Annotated in this window: 11 protein-coding genes and 1 pseudogene; 9 read left to right on the top strand and 3 right to left on the bottom strand. The window is 68.5% G+C overall.

The features are described 5' to 3' along the window. Positions 1-396 precede the first annotated feature (396 nt). Together AC5RV6_RS15020 and AC5RV6_RS15015 are read right to left on the bottom strand one after the other, a co-directional pair. A complete protein-coding gene (locus AC5RV6_RS15020) occupies positions 397-1,527 on the bottom strand; it encodes a sensor histidine kinase (RefSeq protein ID WP_494008161.1) in 1,131 nt (376 codons plus the stop codon). Continuing rightward, positions 1,520-2,257: a response regulator transcription factor gene (locus AC5RV6_RS15015; RefSeq protein ID WP_494008160.1), complete on the bottom strand. Its 738-nt coding sequence runs from the start codon at positions 2,255-2,257 to the stop codon at positions 1,520-1,522. Before AC5RV6_RS15015 ends, AC5RV6_RS15020 begins: the two co-directional genes overlap by 8 nt. An 87-nt stretch (positions 2,258-2,344) precedes the next feature. On the opposite strand from AC5RV6_RS15015, the gene AC5RV6_RS15010 reads away from it, so the two are divergent. The 4 genes and pseudogenes from AC5RV6_RS15010 to AC5RV6_RS14995 form a co-directional block, all read left to right on the top strand. Next, positions 2,345-2,980, top strand: coding sequence for a M15 family metallopeptidase (locus tag AC5RV6_RS15010; protein WP_494008159.1), 636 nt, complete (start codon positions 2,345-2,347; stop codon positions 2,978-2,980). Between the two features lie 52 nt (positions 2,981-3,032). Further along, complete coding sequence (locus AC5RV6_RS15005; RefSeq protein WP_494008158.1) at positions 3,033-3,569, top strand: TetR/AcrR family transcriptional regulator; 537 nt, start codon at positions 3,033-3,035, stop codon at positions 3,567-3,569. A gap of 148 nt (positions 3,570-3,717) precedes the next feature. Then, positions 3,718-5,130: an MFS transporter gene (locus AC5RV6_RS15000; RefSeq protein ID WP_494008157.1), complete on the top strand. Its 1,413-nt coding sequence runs from the start codon at positions 3,718-3,720 to the stop codon at positions 5,128-5,130. A gap of 172 nt (positions 5,131-5,302) precedes the next feature. Beyond that, positions 5,303-6,256, top strand: a pseudogene (locus AC5RV6_RS14995) (glycosyltransferase 87 family protein); the annotation flags it as partial. 321 nt (positions 6,257-6,577) lie between these two features. Here the strand turns inward: AC5RV6_RS14995 and poxB are convergent. Next, positions 6,578-8,296, bottom strand: coding sequence for a ubiquinone-dependent pyruvate dehydrogenase (poxB, locus tag AC5RV6_RS14990; protein ID WP_494008156.1), 1,719 nt, complete (start codon positions 8,294-8,296; stop codon positions 6,578-6,580). Positions 8,297-8,778: 482 nt separating this feature from the next. Here poxB and AC5RV6_RS14985 point away from each other — a divergent pair, with 482 nt between their 5' ends. From AC5RV6_RS14985 to AC5RV6_RS14965, 5 genes are all read left to right on the top strand, one after another. After that, positions 8,779-10,008 (top strand): Fic family protein, encoded by a 1,230-nt coding sequence (locus AC5RV6_RS14985; protein ID WP_494008155.1) that lies wholly within the window; start codon positions 8,779-8,781, stop codon positions 10,006-10,008. A gap of 837 nt (positions 10,009-10,845) precedes the next feature. Beyond that, complete coding sequence (locus AC5RV6_RS14980) at positions 10,846-12,345, top strand: DUF3375 family protein (RefSeq protein WP_494008154.1); 1,500 nt, start codon at positions 10,846-10,848, stop codon at positions 12,343-12,345. Further along, complete coding sequence (locus tag AC5RV6_RS14975; RefSeq protein WP_494008153.1) at positions 12,338-13,255, top strand: DUF4194 domain-containing protein; 918 nt, start codon at positions 12,338-12,340, stop codon at positions 13,253-13,255. Before AC5RV6_RS14980 ends, AC5RV6_RS14975 begins: the two co-directional genes overlap by 8 nt. After that, positions 13,252-16,617 (top strand): ATP-binding protein, encoded by a 3,366-nt coding sequence (locus AC5RV6_RS14970; RefSeq protein ID WP_494008152.1) that lies wholly within the window; start codon positions 13,252-13,254, stop codon positions 16,615-16,617. Before AC5RV6_RS14975 ends, AC5RV6_RS14970 begins: the two co-directional genes overlap by 4 nt. Before the next feature lie 93 nt (positions 16,618-16,710). Continuing rightward, complete coding sequence (locus tag AC5RV6_RS14965; protein ID WP_494008151.1) at positions 16,711-17,091, top strand: hypothetical protein; 381 nt, start codon at positions 16,711-16,713, stop codon at positions 17,089-17,091. Positions 17,092-17,118 lie beyond the last annotated feature (27 nt).

The raw sequence follows: 17,118 nt of genomic DNA, 5'->3' as shown, positions 1-17,118 counted from the left end.
CTGCGGTGGCGGCTACCCAATCACCTGACTGTGCGCACCAGATAATCCAAAGCTCGACAGGCCCGCCATCCAGTCCATATAGCAAAGATACCGGCGCCGACAGCTGCAACGGCGGCGAAGACCGCCAGCAGCGACGGCTGCCCCGCGAGTCCAGCGTTCGGGTTAATCCCGTCTGTGAAAGCGACAAAGAAGGCACAACCGACGGACACAGCCCCCAGCACAAGCGTGGCGACAAACATTCCCGCAACTGGGTACGGACGCTTCATTGATTTCCCCCTGAGAATGACAATTGGGCCCACCCTACCCCACCGCCCAAGCGCTTCTGAGCAAACCGATATGAAAAATTGGAGGTGCTCGGTGAAATCGCTTTGTCGCCCTGGCCGCTGTTCTAGGACCCTACTTCCGGATCGCTGAGCCGGCCTGACCGGAAGGCAGCTGAACGGAGATGCGGAGGCCGCCCTCGGGCCGCGGTGCCAGGGTCAGGGTGCCGTTGTGGGCCTGGACGATGCTCTTGACGATGGTCAAGCCGAGCCCGACGCCGGCCTGCTCGGAGCGCACCCGGTCGGTGCCGCGGCGGAAGGGTTCGGTGAGCGTGACGACCAGCTCGTCCGGCAGCGGCTCGCCGGTATTCTCAACGATCAGGTTGACGCCGCCGCGGTGCGCCTGGGCAGTCACCCAGATGTCGCCGCCGTCGGGGAGATTGTGCACGACCGCGTTGTGCAGCAGGTTCACGGTCATCTGCAGCAGCAGCGCGCGCGAGCCCATGGTGCGGGCCGCGTCAACGGTGCTGTGGAAGGTGATCCGGCGCTTCTCGGCCAGCGGCAGCAGGGTTTCGATGGCTTCGTCCACGAGCAGGGACAGATCGACCGGTTCGCTGGTGAAGGTCCTGCGGTCCGCCCGGCTGAGCATCAGCAGCGCCTCGGTGAGGTCGATGGCGCGAACGTTGACGGCGTGCAGCCGGTCGATGAGCTGGACCGGGTCCAGCTGCGGGTCATTGCGGGCGACTTCCAGCAGCGTCTGGGATATCGCCAGCGGGGTGCGCAGCTCATGTGAGGCGTTGGCCGCAAACCGCTGCTGTTCGGCCACATGCGCTTCGAGCCGTTCGAGCATTTCATCGAAGCTGTCCGCGAGGTCGCGGAACTCGTCCCGCGGGCCGGGTAGCCGGATCCGGTGGGACAGCGAGCCGCCCATGGCGGTCTGGGTGGCGGCCCGGATCTGGCTGAGCGGGGCCAGCATCCGCCCGGCGAGCAGCCAGCCGCCGCCCAGCCCAAGGATGAGCAGGAAACCGAGCGCCCAGGCCGCCCGCGGCGCGAAGGCCGCCCAGAGATCATCGCGGCCGGGGATAAAGACAGGGGTGACATAGGGATTGTCGGTCGGCGGGATCGCCGCCTGCTGCGGTACGTAGCGCAGCAGGAAGAACCACAGCACGGCCAGGAGCAGCGCGCTCGTGACCATGAGGAACCCGGCGTAGCTGAGGGCGAGCCTGGCCCGGACACTGAGCCCGCGCCCGCGCCCGCGCCTAGGCACGCCCGCCCGCCGTCCCGCCGACGTCGGCCTGCTCCGCGTCCGGTGACGGCGGCTTCGGGTTGGCATCAGGCTGCCCGTCGATCCGGTAGCCGACGCCGGGCACGGTGGCGATGATCCACGGCTCCCCCAGCCGTTTGCGCAGCGCGGAGACCGTGATGCGCACGGCGTTGGTGAACGGGTCCGCGTTCTCGTCCCACGCTTTGGCCAGCAGGTCCTCGGCGCTGACCACTCCGCCGTTGGCTGCCACGAGGATTTCCAGCACGGCGAACTGTTTGCGGGTGAGGGCGACGTACCGCCCGTCGCGGAACACTTCCCGCCGGAACGGATCCACCCGCAGCCCGGCGATTTCGCTGACCGGGGGCCGCGCCTGGGGCCGACGCCGGTGCAGGGCCCGCAGCCGCAGCACCAGTTCACGGAACTCGAACGGCTTGGTGAGGTAGTCGTCGGCGCCGAGTTCGAAGCCGGAGGCCTTGTCATCGATCCGGTCCGCGGCGGTGAGCATCAGGATCGGCAGGCCGCTGCCGGAGCTGACGATCCGGTGCGCGATCTCATCCCCGGAGGGGCCCGGGATATCGCGGTCCAGGATCGCGGCGTCGTAGGAGTTGAGGGAGAGCAGTTCCAGAGCCGTGTGGCCGTCGCCGGCGATGTCCGCGGCGATGGCTTCAAGCCGCAACCCGTCGCGGACGGCTTCGGCCAGCAGGGGCTCGTCCTCGACGATCAGCACACGCATAGGCCCGATCCTACGAGAGAACGAATATCGTCCGCGTATCAAAAAGCGCATACGCCGCGGCAACCGGCCATCCTTTTGCCTTGAGGCATGGCAGACATCGTCACGTTGAAAACCCGGGATCGCCGCACCCGCCGGGTATTGCTCGCTTCCATCACCGCGTTGAGCCTGGCCTTCCTGACCGCCTACGTGCTTACCTTTGTCGATTGGACGCCGCACGCCGGTGTCGCCTCCGGGACGCACGTTGCCGGACCTGCCGCTGATCCTGCTGCTCACGGTGCCACCGCGGAGGGCGTCTCGGTTTTCGACGACACGTATCCGTCGGTCAGCAACCTCGATCCGGCGCTGGTCGACGCGCTGCGGGCGGCAGCCACGGATGCCGCGCCCGCCGGCACCGGCGTCGTGGTCACCAGCGGCTGGCGGCCCCCGGAGTATCAGGACCGGCTGCTGCACGACGCCGTCATCCGGTACGGCTCGGAGCAGGAGGCGTCCCGCTGGGTGGCCACCGCCGAGACCTCCGCCCACGTCCACGGTGACGCGGTCGACGTCGGCCCCTACACCGCCATCGACTGGCTCGCCGTTTACGGCGCCGCCTACGGCCTCTGCCAGACCTATGCCAACGAGCCCTGGCACTTCGAGCTCCACCCCGACGCGGCAACGTCCGGGTGCCCGGCCATGTATGCGGACCCGACCTCGGATCCGCGGATGCATCCTGCCGGGTGGTGAGCCGCGGACCGCGTCTTGACGACCCGACACATATGAGTGATAGCTTACTCACATGGTTTCCCAGCGCACGCTGTCCACGGCCGAGGCTCGCCGAAGTGATGTCCTCGCGGCCGCCACCCACGCCTTCGCCCGTGGCGGATACTGGGGAACCAACACCACGGAGGTGGCCCGCGCCGCGGGCATCTCCCAGGCCTATCTGTACCGGCTCTTTGCCAGCAAGGAGGAGCTGTTCGTCGCCGTCATCGGCGAGGTGCACCGGCGGCTGGAGCAGGACGTCACCCGGGCACTGGACGGAGCAGTATCGGGCGGCGAACTGGCGGCGCTGCTGTCCGCGAACCACGGAGCCCCGGTCGACCATGACGCCGCAATGGTCCTGCTGCATGCCGCCGCGGCGTCCAGCATCGAGCCCATAGGGGCTGCGGTGCGCCGATGCTACCGGGGGCAGGCCCGGCACCTCGCGGGAAGGGGTCTGAGCGAGGCCGATATCCGCTCCTACTTCGCCTGGTCGCAGTACGCCAACACGCTGACGGCGGCGGGCATCACGCCCGACGACTCCGACGACACCCTGGCCCACCTGCTGCCTTCCTGAACCGCGCCGGCCCGGACCTGCCCGGCCACTGACCGCCCGCACCGGGCCCTTACCTCGGGCCCACCTCTGCTCACGCCACCCGTCTATGCCGCAGCTTTTTCGCCCATCTAGTGAGTGATCTACCACTCTCTAACCGAAAGGTTGTCCCATGTCTCAGCAACTTCTCACCCGGCGGCATCCGCTGCTGTTACCGGTGCTGGCCTTTGCCCAGTTCCTGCTCGCCCTGGACTACAACATCGTGCTCGTGGCCCTGCCGGACATGGGGTCCGAGCTGGGCATGTCTCCGGCCACCCTGCAGTGGGTGGTCAGCAGCTACGCCCTGGCGTTCGGCGGCCTGCTCCTCTTCGGCGGGCGGCTCGGCGACGTGTTTGGGCGGCGCAGGTTCGTCCTGCTCGGGCTGATCATCTTCGCCGCCGGGTCGCTCGCCGCGGCTCTGGCGCCGCATGCCGCCCTGCTGCTGATCGGCCGGGTGCTGCAGGGCGTGGGCGGGGCCCTGCTCTCGCCGTCCGTCCTGGCCACCATCGCCGTCTCCTTTGAGGAAGGCCCGGCCCGCTTCCGGGCTCTGGCCATCTGGTCCTCCGCCGGCGCGGTGGGGCTGGCGCTGGGCTCCGCGCTCGGCGGCGTGCTGATGGCGTTCTTCGACTGGCGCGCCGTCTTCCTGCTGCTGGTGCCGCTGGCCCTGCTCGGCCTGGCCGGCGCGTGGACCGCCGTTCCCCGCGACAATGAAGTCACCGCCAGACGGCGTCCGGTCGATCTGCCGGGCGGACTGTTCGCCGCCGTCGGCGTTGCGGCCGTGGTGTTTGCCCTCGCCGAGCTGCCCAACCGTGGAGCCGATGCGGCGTGCCTCACGGCGGCGATCGCCGGCGTCATCCTCCTGGCTGCCTTCGTGCTGCGGGAGAAGCGCGCCGCACACCCGCTGCTGCACCTCTCGCTGTTCCGGCGGCGCACCCTCGCCGGCGGCCTGGTGGCAATGGTGCTGTTCATGGGGTCCATCGGTACCAGCTACTACGTCTTCACCCTCTTTGCCCAGGATGTGCTCGGCGCCTCGGCGCTGGTGACCGGGCTCGCCTTCCTGCCCTGGGGCATCGCCGGCCTGCTGGCCTCCGGCCTCGCCAGGACCGCGCTGAACCGGCTGGGGATTCGCGGTGCATTGGTCCTGGGCCTGGCGGTGGCCGCCGCCGGCAACGCCGGACTGGCCTCGTCCCTGGATGCGGACGCCCCGCTGGCGGCGGTGGTCGCCTGGACCGTGCTGCTCGGCGTCGGGCAGGCCATGGGCTTCGCCACCCTCTTCGCGGCGGCGGGAACCGGCGTCCCGGCGGAGCAGCAGGGCGTGGCGTCCGCCCTGATGTCCACCATCCAGCAGGTGGGCACGGCCCTCGGCCTTGCCGTGCTGATTGGACTGGCCACCGGGGTGACCCGGGGGTCCGACCTCGCCGGCGTCGAGGCCACCGCCGCCGGCCTGCAGGCCGCCACCTGGGTGGGTGCGGGCATCCTGGCCGCGGGAGCCGTCCTCAGCGCCCTGATCCTGCCCGGGCGGAAGGCACTCCAGGCAGCCAGCTAGCTGCCGCGCAGATGGCCGCCGTCGCTCCTTCAACGGGGCGGCGGCGGCCGCTCGCGTCTCTCCTGCGCCGCCTGCTTGCCTCCCCGGCCGGGCGCCGGCGGCCGGCGCATATCGTCCGCGTATCGAAATCCCCATACGGGCTGGGAACACCCGACAGGCTTGAGTGAAGGACATGCTCTCCACTTCACTGCACCCTGCGCCGGACCCCCGCCCTGGCTCTCCGTTCCGCTCGACCGCCCTGTCCCTGGGCGCGCTGGCCGCCGGGGCTACGATGATCGCCCTGGCGTTCCTCATTTCCCCGGTGGAGGGCCTGGATTTCCGGGTCTATCTGAGCGGCGGCCAGAGTGTCCTCGACGGGCGCGGAGAGCTGTACACCAAGAAACTGGTCTACCGCGAGGGCAGCAGCCTGCTGTTCACCTATCCGCCGTTCGCCGCGCTGGTGTTCGCGCTGCTGGCGCCGCTGGGGCCCGACGGCGGCCTGCTGGCCTTCACGCTGCTGTCGCTGGGGATCGCGGCGGCGACGGCGGTGCTCGGGGTGCGGCACGTCTTCCGGCAGCCGTCCGTCGCCGCCGTGCTGAGGCAGCCGCGGCTGCGGGCGCTGGCGCTGGCCGGCGTCGGGCTGGTGGCGCTGCTCGGTCCGTGGCGGGAGACGCTGGCTTTCGGCCAGATCAACATCCTGCTCTTCGGCCTGATCATGGCGGACTTCCTCGCCAAACGGGCAGGATGGCCCACGGGGCTGCTGACCGGCATCGCCGCGGGGATCAAGCTCACGCCGCTGGTGTTCGGCTGGTACTTCCTGGTCCGCGGCGACTGGCGCGGACTGCGGAACATGGCGGCTGGCTTCCTGATGAGCGTCGGGCTTGGCTTCCTGCTGCTTCCGGCGGAGTCGCGGACCTACTGGCTGGAGCTGCTGCCGGATACCTCGCGGATCGGCGGCGCCGGCTACGTGGACAACCTGAACATCACCGGCGCGATCCTGCACTTTGCCGGACCGGACTTTCCCGTGAGGCTGCCGTGGCTGGCGCTCTCCCTGCTGGCCGTGGCGGTGGCGGCTTTCATCATCCGCCGGGCCGCCGGACGCGGGGAGCGCCTGACCGGCGTCGCGGCAACCGCGCTGCTGATGTTGCTCATCTCCCCGGTCTCCTGGTCCCACCACTGGGTGTGGGTGGCCCTGTTCCTGGCCGTCCTGGCCCGCAATCTCGGAGACTTCACCCGGCAGGGCACCGGCCTCCGGCGGTGGGGCACCGGGCTGTTGGCCTCAGGAATGGCCATCTTCCTGCTGTCGCCCAAGTCGATCGGCTTCCTCCTGGGAGCGCCCGACCTGGACTCGCAGATTCCCACCCCGTGGCTGATGGCCTCCAGCGTTGGCGTGTTCTGGGCGGTCGGGCTGATGGCGTGGTGGGGTGTCGCACTTTGGGGAAACCGCGGCACCGGTCCTGCCGGGCCCTCAGAGCAGCTGGCGCGCGTTGGCTTTGGCAAGGTCGATGAGTTCGCGCCCGTTCCCGGCGAGTACGGTGCGCAGCGCGTAGACCGCGAATCCCGTGGCCTGCTTCGCCTCGATCTTCGGCGGCATGGAAAGCTCCTGCCGCTCCACCGCGACTGACACCAGCGCCGGGCCGTCGTACTCGAACGCACGGCGCAGGGCGCCCTCGAGGTCCTCGGGACGGATCACGCTTTCACCGTGCATCCCCACCGCCTGCGCGACCTTGCCGAAGTCCGGGTTCTGCAGCCCGGTGCCGAAGTTGACGAGGCCTGCGGCCTTCATCTCCACTTCGACAAAGCTGAGCGCCGCATTGTCGAACACCACGACCTTGATCGGCAGCCGATGCTGCACCGCCGTCAGCAGCTCGCCGAGCATCATGGCGAGGCCGCCGTCGCCGGCGAGGACCACCACCTGCCGGTTTCGGTCCACTGCCTGGGCGCCGAGGCCCAGCGGGGTGGCCGCCGCCATCGTGCCATGCCAGAAGGAGCCGATCAGCCGTCGTCGCGGGCCGATGTGCAGGTGCCGGCACGCCCAGATGACCGGGGTGCCGACGTCGGGCAGGAAGACCGCGTCGTCGTCGGCGAGCTCGTCGATCAGGTGGGTGAGGTGCTGCGGATGGATGGCGCCCGGGCCCTGCTTTTCCAGGTCATCGAGCTGCTTGCGGGTGCGGCGGTAGTGGTCCAGCGACTTCTCCAGGTGCGTGCGCTGCTGCTTTCGCTCGAGCAGCGGCAGCAGGGCCGCCGCCGTCTCGCGTACGCCGCCGACCATGCCTTGGGTGAGCGGCACGCGGCGGCCGAGCTGCTCGCCGCGGATATCGATCTGCAGGATCTTCGCGTGCTTCGGGTAGAACTGCTGATACGGAAAGTCGGTACCGAGCATCAGCAGTGCGTCGCAGTCCTCCATCGCCCGGTAGCCGGACGCGAAGCCCAGGAGCCCGGTCATGCCGACGTCGAACGGGTTGTCGTGCTCGATGAACTCCTTGCCGCGCAGGGCGTGCACGATCGGCGCGCCCAACGTGTCGGCGAGGGCGAGGACCTCCTCGCGGGCTCCCTCGACGCCGGCCCCCGCCAGGATCGTTACGTTCCCACAGGCGTTCAGCGTGGCGGCGGCCTCCTCCAGTTCCGCCGCCGAGGGCACGATGACCGGGTCGGTGCGGCGGACCGTGAAGACCCGCTCGTCCCTGGCGTCTTCCAGTGCGGTGTCGCCGGCCATTATGAGGACGGCGACACCCCGCTTTTCGATGGCGGTGCGCATCGCGATTTCCAGCAGCCGTGGCATCTGGTCCGCGCTGAGGACCATTTCGCAGAAGACCGTGCAGTCGCGGAACAGTTCGGTGGGCCGGGTCTCCTGGAAGTACTGGCTGCCGATCTCGTCGCTTGGGATGTGCGAGGCGATCGCGAGCACGGGAACGCGGCTGCGGTGCGCGTCGTAGAGTCCGTTGATCAGGTGCATGTTGCCGGGCCCGCAGCTGCCTGCGCAGACCGCGAGTTCGCCCGTCAGCGCGGCCTCGCCGGCGGCGGCGAACGCGGCCTCCTCCTCGTGCCGGGTGAGCATCCATTCGATGCCCTTCTCCCGGCGGATCGCCTCGGTCACCGCGTTCAGGGAATCGCCGGGGACGCCCCAGATCCGCTGGATCCCGTTGGCGGCAAGGTTCCGGACGACGGTCTCCGCAATCGTGGGCATGCTGCTCCTCTGGTCGGCGCTCGGGCGGCGCCGTCAGTCTAGGCTGCGGGAACGGGCTGGGCGACAGTTATAGCGGCTTTCGGGTGGCGTCAGCGGTCTTGTTTCCGCACTGCCGGATTGGGTTGTCGGTGCCGGTAAGAGCGCCCTGCAGGCACAAATTCTTTCCCAAGGGACTGTGGTGTGCGGAGCGTTTGCAACGGCATGGGAAGGCCAAATGCACTGCGTTCGTGGCGGCGCCAGATGCCTACGCGTTGCGTACGCTAAGGACCCTGCGTCTCTGAATAGATGCCTGAAAAGCGCTAGCTCGCGGCAACGTTGAGCCAGAGACAGTCGTCAACCGGGTCAGTGTTTGCGCCCCAGCCTGTCGGACGACGGGTCGATGCGTACGCCCGCGCTGGGGAGGAAGGCAGGACGGTGTGGACTACCCGCACTACGGAGACAGGCAGCCACGCATGTTCCTGGACAACAACGTGGACAGCTAGATGGACAACATCATGGACAAAAACTTGTGCCATAATCGCTGGATGACCTCAAAGCGACGCTACGAAGAGACGCATCCTTGGCTGACGTTCAGGCTGGACATCAGGCCACTGGGGTATAGAACCTGGCTATTGCTTGGGGAAGCTGAATCCAAGTGTCGACACCTCGCCGGCGCACCGCTGACCCCCCAGGTCGCCCAGGACCTCCACGCGCTATACCTCAGTAAGGGTATTCATGGAACAACAAGCATCGAGGGCAACACCCTCACTGAATCGGAAGTACGACAGCGCATAGAGGGCGACTTGCCTTTGCCCCGCTCTCGAGAGTACTTAGGTACTGAAATTGATGCGGTCCTAAATATATGTAACGACCTAGCAAATGAAGTCGCCAGCGGTCGCCCGCCAGGACTCACTGTTGAGCGAATCCATGACTTCAATCGACGGCTCCTCGAAGGCCAGCCTTCAAAGGACGATGTTATACCCGGAGAGACCCGCACCCACAGCGTCACCGTCGGTATAAGCTCCTATCGAGGTGCACCAGCAGAAGACTGCGACTTCCTTCTCGAAAAGATGGTTGACTGGCTGAACGGCATTCAAGCACCCGAAGGTCAACCAGAACTGCGATTCCCATTGGCCGTAATAAAAGCCATACTGGCCCACCTTTATATTGCATGGATCCATCCCTTCGGGGACGGCAATGGCAGGACGGCTCGACTCATAGAGTTTCAACTGATGATCGAAGCAGGAGCACCGACTCCGGCTGCACATCTCCTCTCAAACCATTACAACCGGACGAGAGAGGCCTACCTGGTCGAACTTGACCGCACAAGCCGGGCCTCAGGCTTTCCTGTAGAAGGATTCATTCTTTACGCGCTTCAAGGCCTCGTTGATGAGCTGAGGGAACAGATCGACGTGGTTCGAGCCCATCAGAAAGAAGTTATGTGGCAGAAAATTATTCATGACAGCTACAGCAACGAAGATACGCCAGCAAAGAGAAGGCAACGGCACCTCATCCTGGACATACCCGAGGGCAAGGCGATAGCTCGCTCAAAACTACGCGAAGTTAGTGCACGTGTTGCTGCTGAGTACGCAGGTGCGGGCGCAAAGACGGTAACACGGGACGTTAACGAACTGATCAGAAGAAACCTCCTAGTAAAGCAAGGAGCGGGGTACATGGCCAATAGGCGAATAGTCGATGCTTTCTTGCCTCTTACTGTGCGAGATGCCCCCTAACCATGATTTTCAGAACCAACACGCAAGTCGTGATGTGTAGTTCATGCTCAGGGTGTCGCCTTGGTTGATCGGAACGGGCAAGTCGAGACCGCACCGCTCTCGACTAGCTGCCTTGCCTGCCTGAAGAACGCTAGGACGAGGCGAGTTTGAGTAGGGCAATGGATGGCAACATCACGGATACAGATCCGCGTCAAATTCTACAAAACTGAGGACCTCTTTACTGATGGGTAGATCGAACACACAACAGAAGCAATCAGCCGCTTTCCCAATGGCAGTCACGGTGACGGTCGCGGAAGCTGCTGTCCTGTACATCCCTCAGATGTACAGGACAGCAGTTCTGTTACCGACACGCTCCGGATCACCTCACGAGGGGCTACCCCGAGTTGCAGTGCCATAGCCCAGCGCCGCCGTCGGTCCGTTCTTGTCAAAATCGACCAGAACACGATGAATCTTTAGGAAATCGGCTGTTACTGTACTTTCAATCCCCCAGGGTTTGCCCACGGAAGATTTCTAATCTATATCCAGCCGGCACCCTCTCCGGCACTGTTTTCTGCCTTCGATAACCTTCGGGAATCTAGCTAGGTGGAACGAATCGTGAAACGCGACGAAAAAAGACACCGGCAGAAAGATTGGTGAAAGACGCCACTAATGTAATACGTCATCCGAAAGCACCTGCTGGCCTTGGTAGGCTCATGAAATTTATCGCCGGCGCGCGCCGGGTGAGTAGACGCTAGGCAACTGATAAGACTGGCAGAGCTACCCCTGCCCCTCCCACCTCCCCACCCAGCTAGAATCGGGAAGGCCCGTTTTCCCCACAGCACGGGCGGAAAGTGCAGCATGTCCTTCACCGAAAACGCCCTGGCGCACCGGGCGGAACTGCAGCGCCTGCAGGCCGCGCCAGGCTGGCGGCTCACCACGGCGAACCCTTGGGTGCTGGCGCTGTTCCGCGAAGCCTTCCCCCGCACCCGGCCCCGGGTGCCGCTGGAGGACTTCCACGACATGACCGACACGTTCCTCGCCGCCCTGCGCCGCGAAGGCGTCGCCCTGCGCGAGGACTGGACCGGCAAGAACTACGCCGATGACTGGGTGGCCCGCCGATTCCTGGCCCGCCCCCGCGCCGACGGCCGGTTCGTCTACGAACTCACCGAATCCTCCGTCCGCTTCCTCTCCTATCTGGACGGGTTCACCAGCGACAAGACCTCGCTGAACAGCTCCCGCCTGGCCACCCTGCTCTCCCGCGTGGAGAACCTCGCCCAGGAATCCAACCCGGACCCGGAAGCGCGCATCGCGGTGCTCCGCGAGGAAATCGCCCGGCGCGAGGAAATGATTGCCGCCCTGGAAGCCGGCGACGCTCCCCCGCCCATGGCCGCCGACGCCGCCCTCGAAGCCGCCGGCGACATCCTCGACCTCGCCGCGTCCCTGCCCGCCGACTTCAAGCGCATGCGCGACGGCCTGGAAAAGATGCTGCACGCCCTGCGCCAGGAAATGGTGGAATCCAACGCCGCCAAGGGCCTGACCATGGGCGAAATCCTCGAAGCGGACCGGAAGCTGCGCAGCACCAGCGAAGGCCGCACCTACGAGGGCTTCACCGCGTTCCTGAACGACGCCGACCAGCAGGCCCGCTTCCGGCAGGCCATCAGCGAAGTCCTGGAACGCGACTTCGCGGACCGGATGAGCCCCGAAGACCGGCAGGCCCTCTACCGCTTGATCAGCGACATGCGTGCCCAAGCCGCGGAAATCCACCGCATCTACGGCCGGCTCTCCGAATCCATGCACACCTATGTGCAGAGCGACGAGTACCGCGAATCCGTCCAGCTGCGCCAGCTCATCCGTGCCGCCGAGACGGCCATCCACAAGGCACCCCGCGGCCGGCGCCGCGCCGCCGTCGTGCCCGCACCGAAGCTGTACGGCTCGGCCTTCGAGTCCCTGGGCATGGTGCGCCTGTTCGACCCGGCCGACCACCGCGCCCCCGGCCGGCTGCCCGAGCCGCCCAGCTTCACCGAAACCGACATCCACCGCGCCGCCCGCACCCCGCGCGCGGACCGGAAGGTGCTCGACGTCGCCGTCCGCAAGGCGGCCGCCCGCCGCGGCCGGGCCACCGTGGCCGAAGTCTTCGCCGAACTGCCCGCCGAACACCGGCACCTGAACAGCATCCGTGCCCTGCTCGCCCAGGCGGCCGCCGCCGGCACCGTTCCCGGCTCCGCAGCCGACGACGGTTCCACAACCTCAGGGGCCGGCGCGCGGTCCGAATCCGTCTCCTTCATCCAGATCGACGGCACCGAGCGCACCGCCGTGCTGCCCGCCGTCACCGTCGCGAAAGACCCAGACCATGAGTGAGCCCACCCCCGCCCCCACCGAGCAGGACCTGCCCGACGACGGCACTGAGCTGAACACCGCCCCGGATGAGGCCGCCGTCGCGGTTGAACTCGAGGACGGCGCCGACTTCGCCGAGGCCGACGACACGGACGACGTCGACTCCGACCTCGACGACTTCGACGACACCCCGGCCCGTGACGTCCTCGTGGACGGCCCGGAGCTGTTCCCCGGCGACACCGGCACCCTGCCGCTGAAGCTGCGCCAGGCCCTGGTCCGGCTGCTGCGCGGCCCCTACCTGGACGCCACGTCCTCCGACAACGTCTACAACACCGTGGTGGACAACCAGGAGCAGCTGCGCGTCCGGCTCAGTGAACTGTTCCTGCAGCTGGTCATCGACGAGGACCGCAAGGTCGCCCTGCTCCGCCCGGTGGACATGGCCGAGCCGCACACCCAGGTGCTGCAGCGCCAGCGCGAAATGACCCGCGAGGAAACCCTGCTGCTGCTGCGCATGCGCCTGCTGCTGGACCGCCACGCCGGCACCGGCAACGACGCCGTGATCGCCCGCCGCGACATGGTCGAAATCCTGGATCAGTACGTGGACCCCGGCCAGCAGGACGCCAAGGGCGTGGAGGACCTCACCGACGCCGCCATCCGCAAGCTCGTCTCCGAACGCCGCCTGCTGCTGCCCACCGAGCTGGAGGACACCTGGGTGATCTCCCCCGCCCTGCCGCTCGCCCTGCCCTACGAGCACATCGGAGACATCATCGCCTTCATGCAGTCCCTCACCGAGCCCGACGACGACGGCACGCCCGCCGCTGCCGACGGCACCGCCGCCGCTGCGGCCGGCACGGATTTGACGGAGCCCGACGCGGCCGGCACCCCGGCGCTGGACCTCACTGAGCTCGATACCGCAGCGGAGGAGCAGGCATGAGCATCGAAACCACCCTGCCCATGGGGGACCTGATCAACCCCGGCCAGAACCGGCTCGCCTCGGTGCAGATCGTCAACTGGGGCACCTTCGACGGTGCGCACACCATCCACGTGGACCGCGCCGGCACGCTGCTCACCGGCGACTCCGGCGTCGGCAAGTCCACCGTCTTCGACGCGATCCTGCAGGTCATGGATGCCCGGCCCAAGATGAACGAGGCCGCGCAGAACAACGGCGGCACCACCGCCGAGGAGCGGCGCACCGCGTTCAGCTACATGCGCGGGCGCCTGGGCACCCAGCCGACGTCGGCCCCCGCCGGCCCCAACGCGCCCGCCGGCACCGCGGACGCCGCCGCCGGCACCGATCCGGTCACCGGCACCGCCTACCAGCGCCCCGGCGCCACCTGGTCCGCCGCGTGCCTGACCTTCGACAACGGGCTGGGCCAGGTCACCAGCCTCTCAGTGCTGATGGACCTGCCCGAGCACGGCACCGAGCAGCACGTGGGCCGGTTCTACCTGCTGCACAACCGGCCGCTGGACGTCGCCGCCATCGAGACCGGCATGCGCGGACGATTCACCAAGGGCAGCCTGGAGGCGCTGCTGCCCGGCGCGCAGGTGTTCGACTCGCACAAGCTGTTCGCCGAGCGTTACCGGCACGCCCTGGGTGTGGAGGACGAGAAGGCGTTCAACCTGCTGCGCATCCTGCAGACCGGCCGCGGCCTGGGCGGCACCGTCAACGACTTCTTCCGCGCCAACGTGCTGGAAACCCCCAAGACCCTCACCGCTGCCGAAGAGGCGGTGGAGGACTTCAGCCACCTGCGCAGCATCCGCCGCCAGCTCGAACGCGCCCGCCGGCAGCGCGACCACCTCGCCGAGGTCCCCGGCCTGCACGCCCGCTACCTCACCGCCCGCGCCGAACTCGAGCGCTCCCGCGCCCTGCTGGACCGCGGCCTGCCCGCCTACCGCCGCAGCCTGGCCCTCGCCGGGCAGGAACGCGAGGTCGCCCGGCTCACCGGCGAGACCGACGCCGCCCGCACCGCCCTGGCCGACGCCGAAACCCGCCGCGGCGAGCTCAAGGACGCCATGGACGCGCTCCGCGCCCGCTACGCCTCCGAGGGCGGCGGCGCCGTCGCCACCCTGGAACGCGAACTGGCCGCCGCGCAGGCCCAGCTGGCCGCCCGCGAAGCGGTGGAGACCGCCGCCCGCGCGGACCTGCACGCCGCCGGGCTGGACGCCGACTTCTCCCCCGCCGGCCTGGAAACCGCCCGACGCCGGGCCGCCGAGCAGGTGCGCTCCCTCGCCGCCGAGCTGGCCGCCGCCCGCGAGCGCAGCAGCGACGCGCACGGCGAGGCGTGGGCCGCCAAAGGCCGGATCCGCCGGCTCGAGGAGGAAATCGCGTCCTTCCGCCGCCGGCGCAGCAACATCCGCCAGGACAGCCTGGACCTGCGCGCCCGGATCAGCGCCGGCACCGGCATCCCGGCCGAGGAGATGCCCTTTGCCGGCGAGCTGATCGACCTCGCCCCGGAGCACGCCGCCTGGCGCCCGGCCGCCGAGCGCGCCCTGCGCTCCCTCGCCGTGTCCCTGCTGGTGCCCGGCGAGCACATGCCCGCCGTCACCCGCTACCTGAGCGAGACGAACCTGCGCGGCTTCATCCGCTGCATCGACGTCTCCGTCCCGGTGGACGGGCGGACCGAGCCGGACGAGGACCACCTGGTCACCAAGCTGCTCACCGCTCCCGGGGAGATGGGCGACTGGGTGCGCCGCAAGATCACCGCCCACTACGACTACGTGTGCGTCGCGGATCCGGCCGGGCTGGCCGGCGTCGACCGCGGCGTCACGCGCGGCGGTGCGGTCAAGCGCAACGCCAGCACCACCGAGAAGGACGACCGGCACACCAACCCGGGCGATCAGGTGCTGGGCTTCGACAACAAGGACAAGGTCGCCGCCCTGGAGGCCGAGCTCGAAGCGCTGCAGCGCTCCTTCGAGGAGGCGGATTCCGCGTCCCGCGAGCAGGCCCGCGCCCAGGACGCCGTCGCCGCCCGGCTGGCCGCCGCGTCGCGGGTCGCCGAGGACACCCGCACCTGGGAGGAGCTGTCCGCGGACGCGTTCCGCGCCGAGCTGGCCGCCGCGCAGGAGCGGCTGGACACCGCCCGGGACGCGAACGCGGACCTGGAGCAGATCCGCTTCGAGCTGGAGACCGCCGAGCTGGACCACACCGCCGCCGTCGAGAAGGTCGGCACCCTCAAGGGCGAGCTGGCCCGCCTGCAGACCCAGCTCGACGCCGCCGTCGGCCGCCGCGACGTGCTCGCCGCCCGCGGCACCGAGGCCCTGGACGAGGAGCTGCGCGCCGCGCTGGAGGAGCTGTTCGCCCCCTACGGGGAGGCCCGGGACGCCGACGCGGTCACCGCGGCCGCCGCCGCCGTCGAACGCAAGCTGCTCACCGGTGCCGCCGCGCAGGAGAAGGCGCTGCTGGAATCGAAGAACCGGCTGGAGCGGATCTTCGAGACCTACACGGAGAAGTGGGGCTCGGACTTCGGCACCTCCGTGGAGGCCGCTGAGGCGTACGCGGACCGGTACGAGGACATCGTCACCGAGGGCCTGCCGCAGCGCGAGGCCGAGTTCCGCGAGTACTTCAACAACCGCACCTACGAACGGTTCAGCGACCTGCTGCAGCTGCTGGACGAGGAGCGGCGCAGCATCTCCTCGCGGCTGCTGCCGCTGAACTCCGTGCTCCGCCGGGTGGAATACCACGCCGGCAGCCACCTGGAGATCGAGGTGAAGGACAGCATTCCGGACGCCGCGCACAAGTTCCGCCAGGACCTGAAGAACGCGCTGCCGCTGATGGGCCGCCGGCAGGACAAGGCGGACATGGACGCCCGCTACGCCGGCCTGGAGGCGCTGGTGGAGCGGCTGAAGGACCCGGAGGAGAAGCGCTGGCGCGCCGAGGTGCTGGACGTGCGCGCGCACGTCACCATCACCTGCACGCACCGGCTGCCCGACGGCGGCGCGTACACCAACCTGCAGGCCTCCCTGATGTCCGGCGGCGAGGGCCAGCGGTTCACCGCGTTCATCATGGCCTCCGCGCTGGCTTACCAGCTGGGCATCGTGTCCCAGGGGTTCAGCACCTACGGCACGGTGATGATGGACGAGGCGTTCGTGAAGTCCTCGCTCTCCTTCGCCGAGGCGTCCATCAACGCGCTGCACGAGTTCGGGTTCCAGCTGCTGCTGGCCGCCCCGGAGGACAAGGTGGACCTGTCCCGCTTCCTCGGCTCGGTCACCGAGATCCTGCGCGACGACGCGACCAACCGCTCCGGCACGCTGCAGCGGTCCGGCGGCTCGGTGCCGGTAAACATCCTGCTGCGCTGAGAGGTTTGCTGCACGCTTTCACGTAGTCACGGACCGAATTCGAGCATTCGGCGGCGGCGTGTTGGCCCGGACCCGTTGTTAGGGTCCGGGCTCATGGAAACCACGAACCGATGCCAGCGCGGCGTCGTCGGTGCCTGGACGGTCGGCGCCCTGGGCCTGCTCTGCCTGGTGGTGGTCTTCGCCGTCCATTCGCCGCTCGCACCGCAGGGCAAGGCGGTGGCCGGCGCTGCCGCCGTCCTGGCCTCGGCGCTGGGAGCGGCGTACCTGCTCAACGGGCAGCTGCTGGGCCGCCGGCTTCCGGCAGGCTCCGCCTGGGGCGCGGCCGCCGGACTGACCGTGTGGGCGGCGGGGCTGGCCCGGCTGGCCCTGTGGGAGGACCCGGCGAACCAGCTGCCGCTGGCGTTCCTACCGCTGCTGCCCGCCGTGTGGGTGATCGCGGCCTGCCAGCCGCGCGGCCGCCCGCCGGAACGCTGACCCGCCCCGAACTGGCCTTCGGGGTTC

It is taken from the genome of Arthrobacter saudimassiliensis (assembly GCF_059090665.1).
Note: the sequence above shows the minus strand (reverse complement) of the source record. Positions and strands in the feature narration are given on the sequence as shown.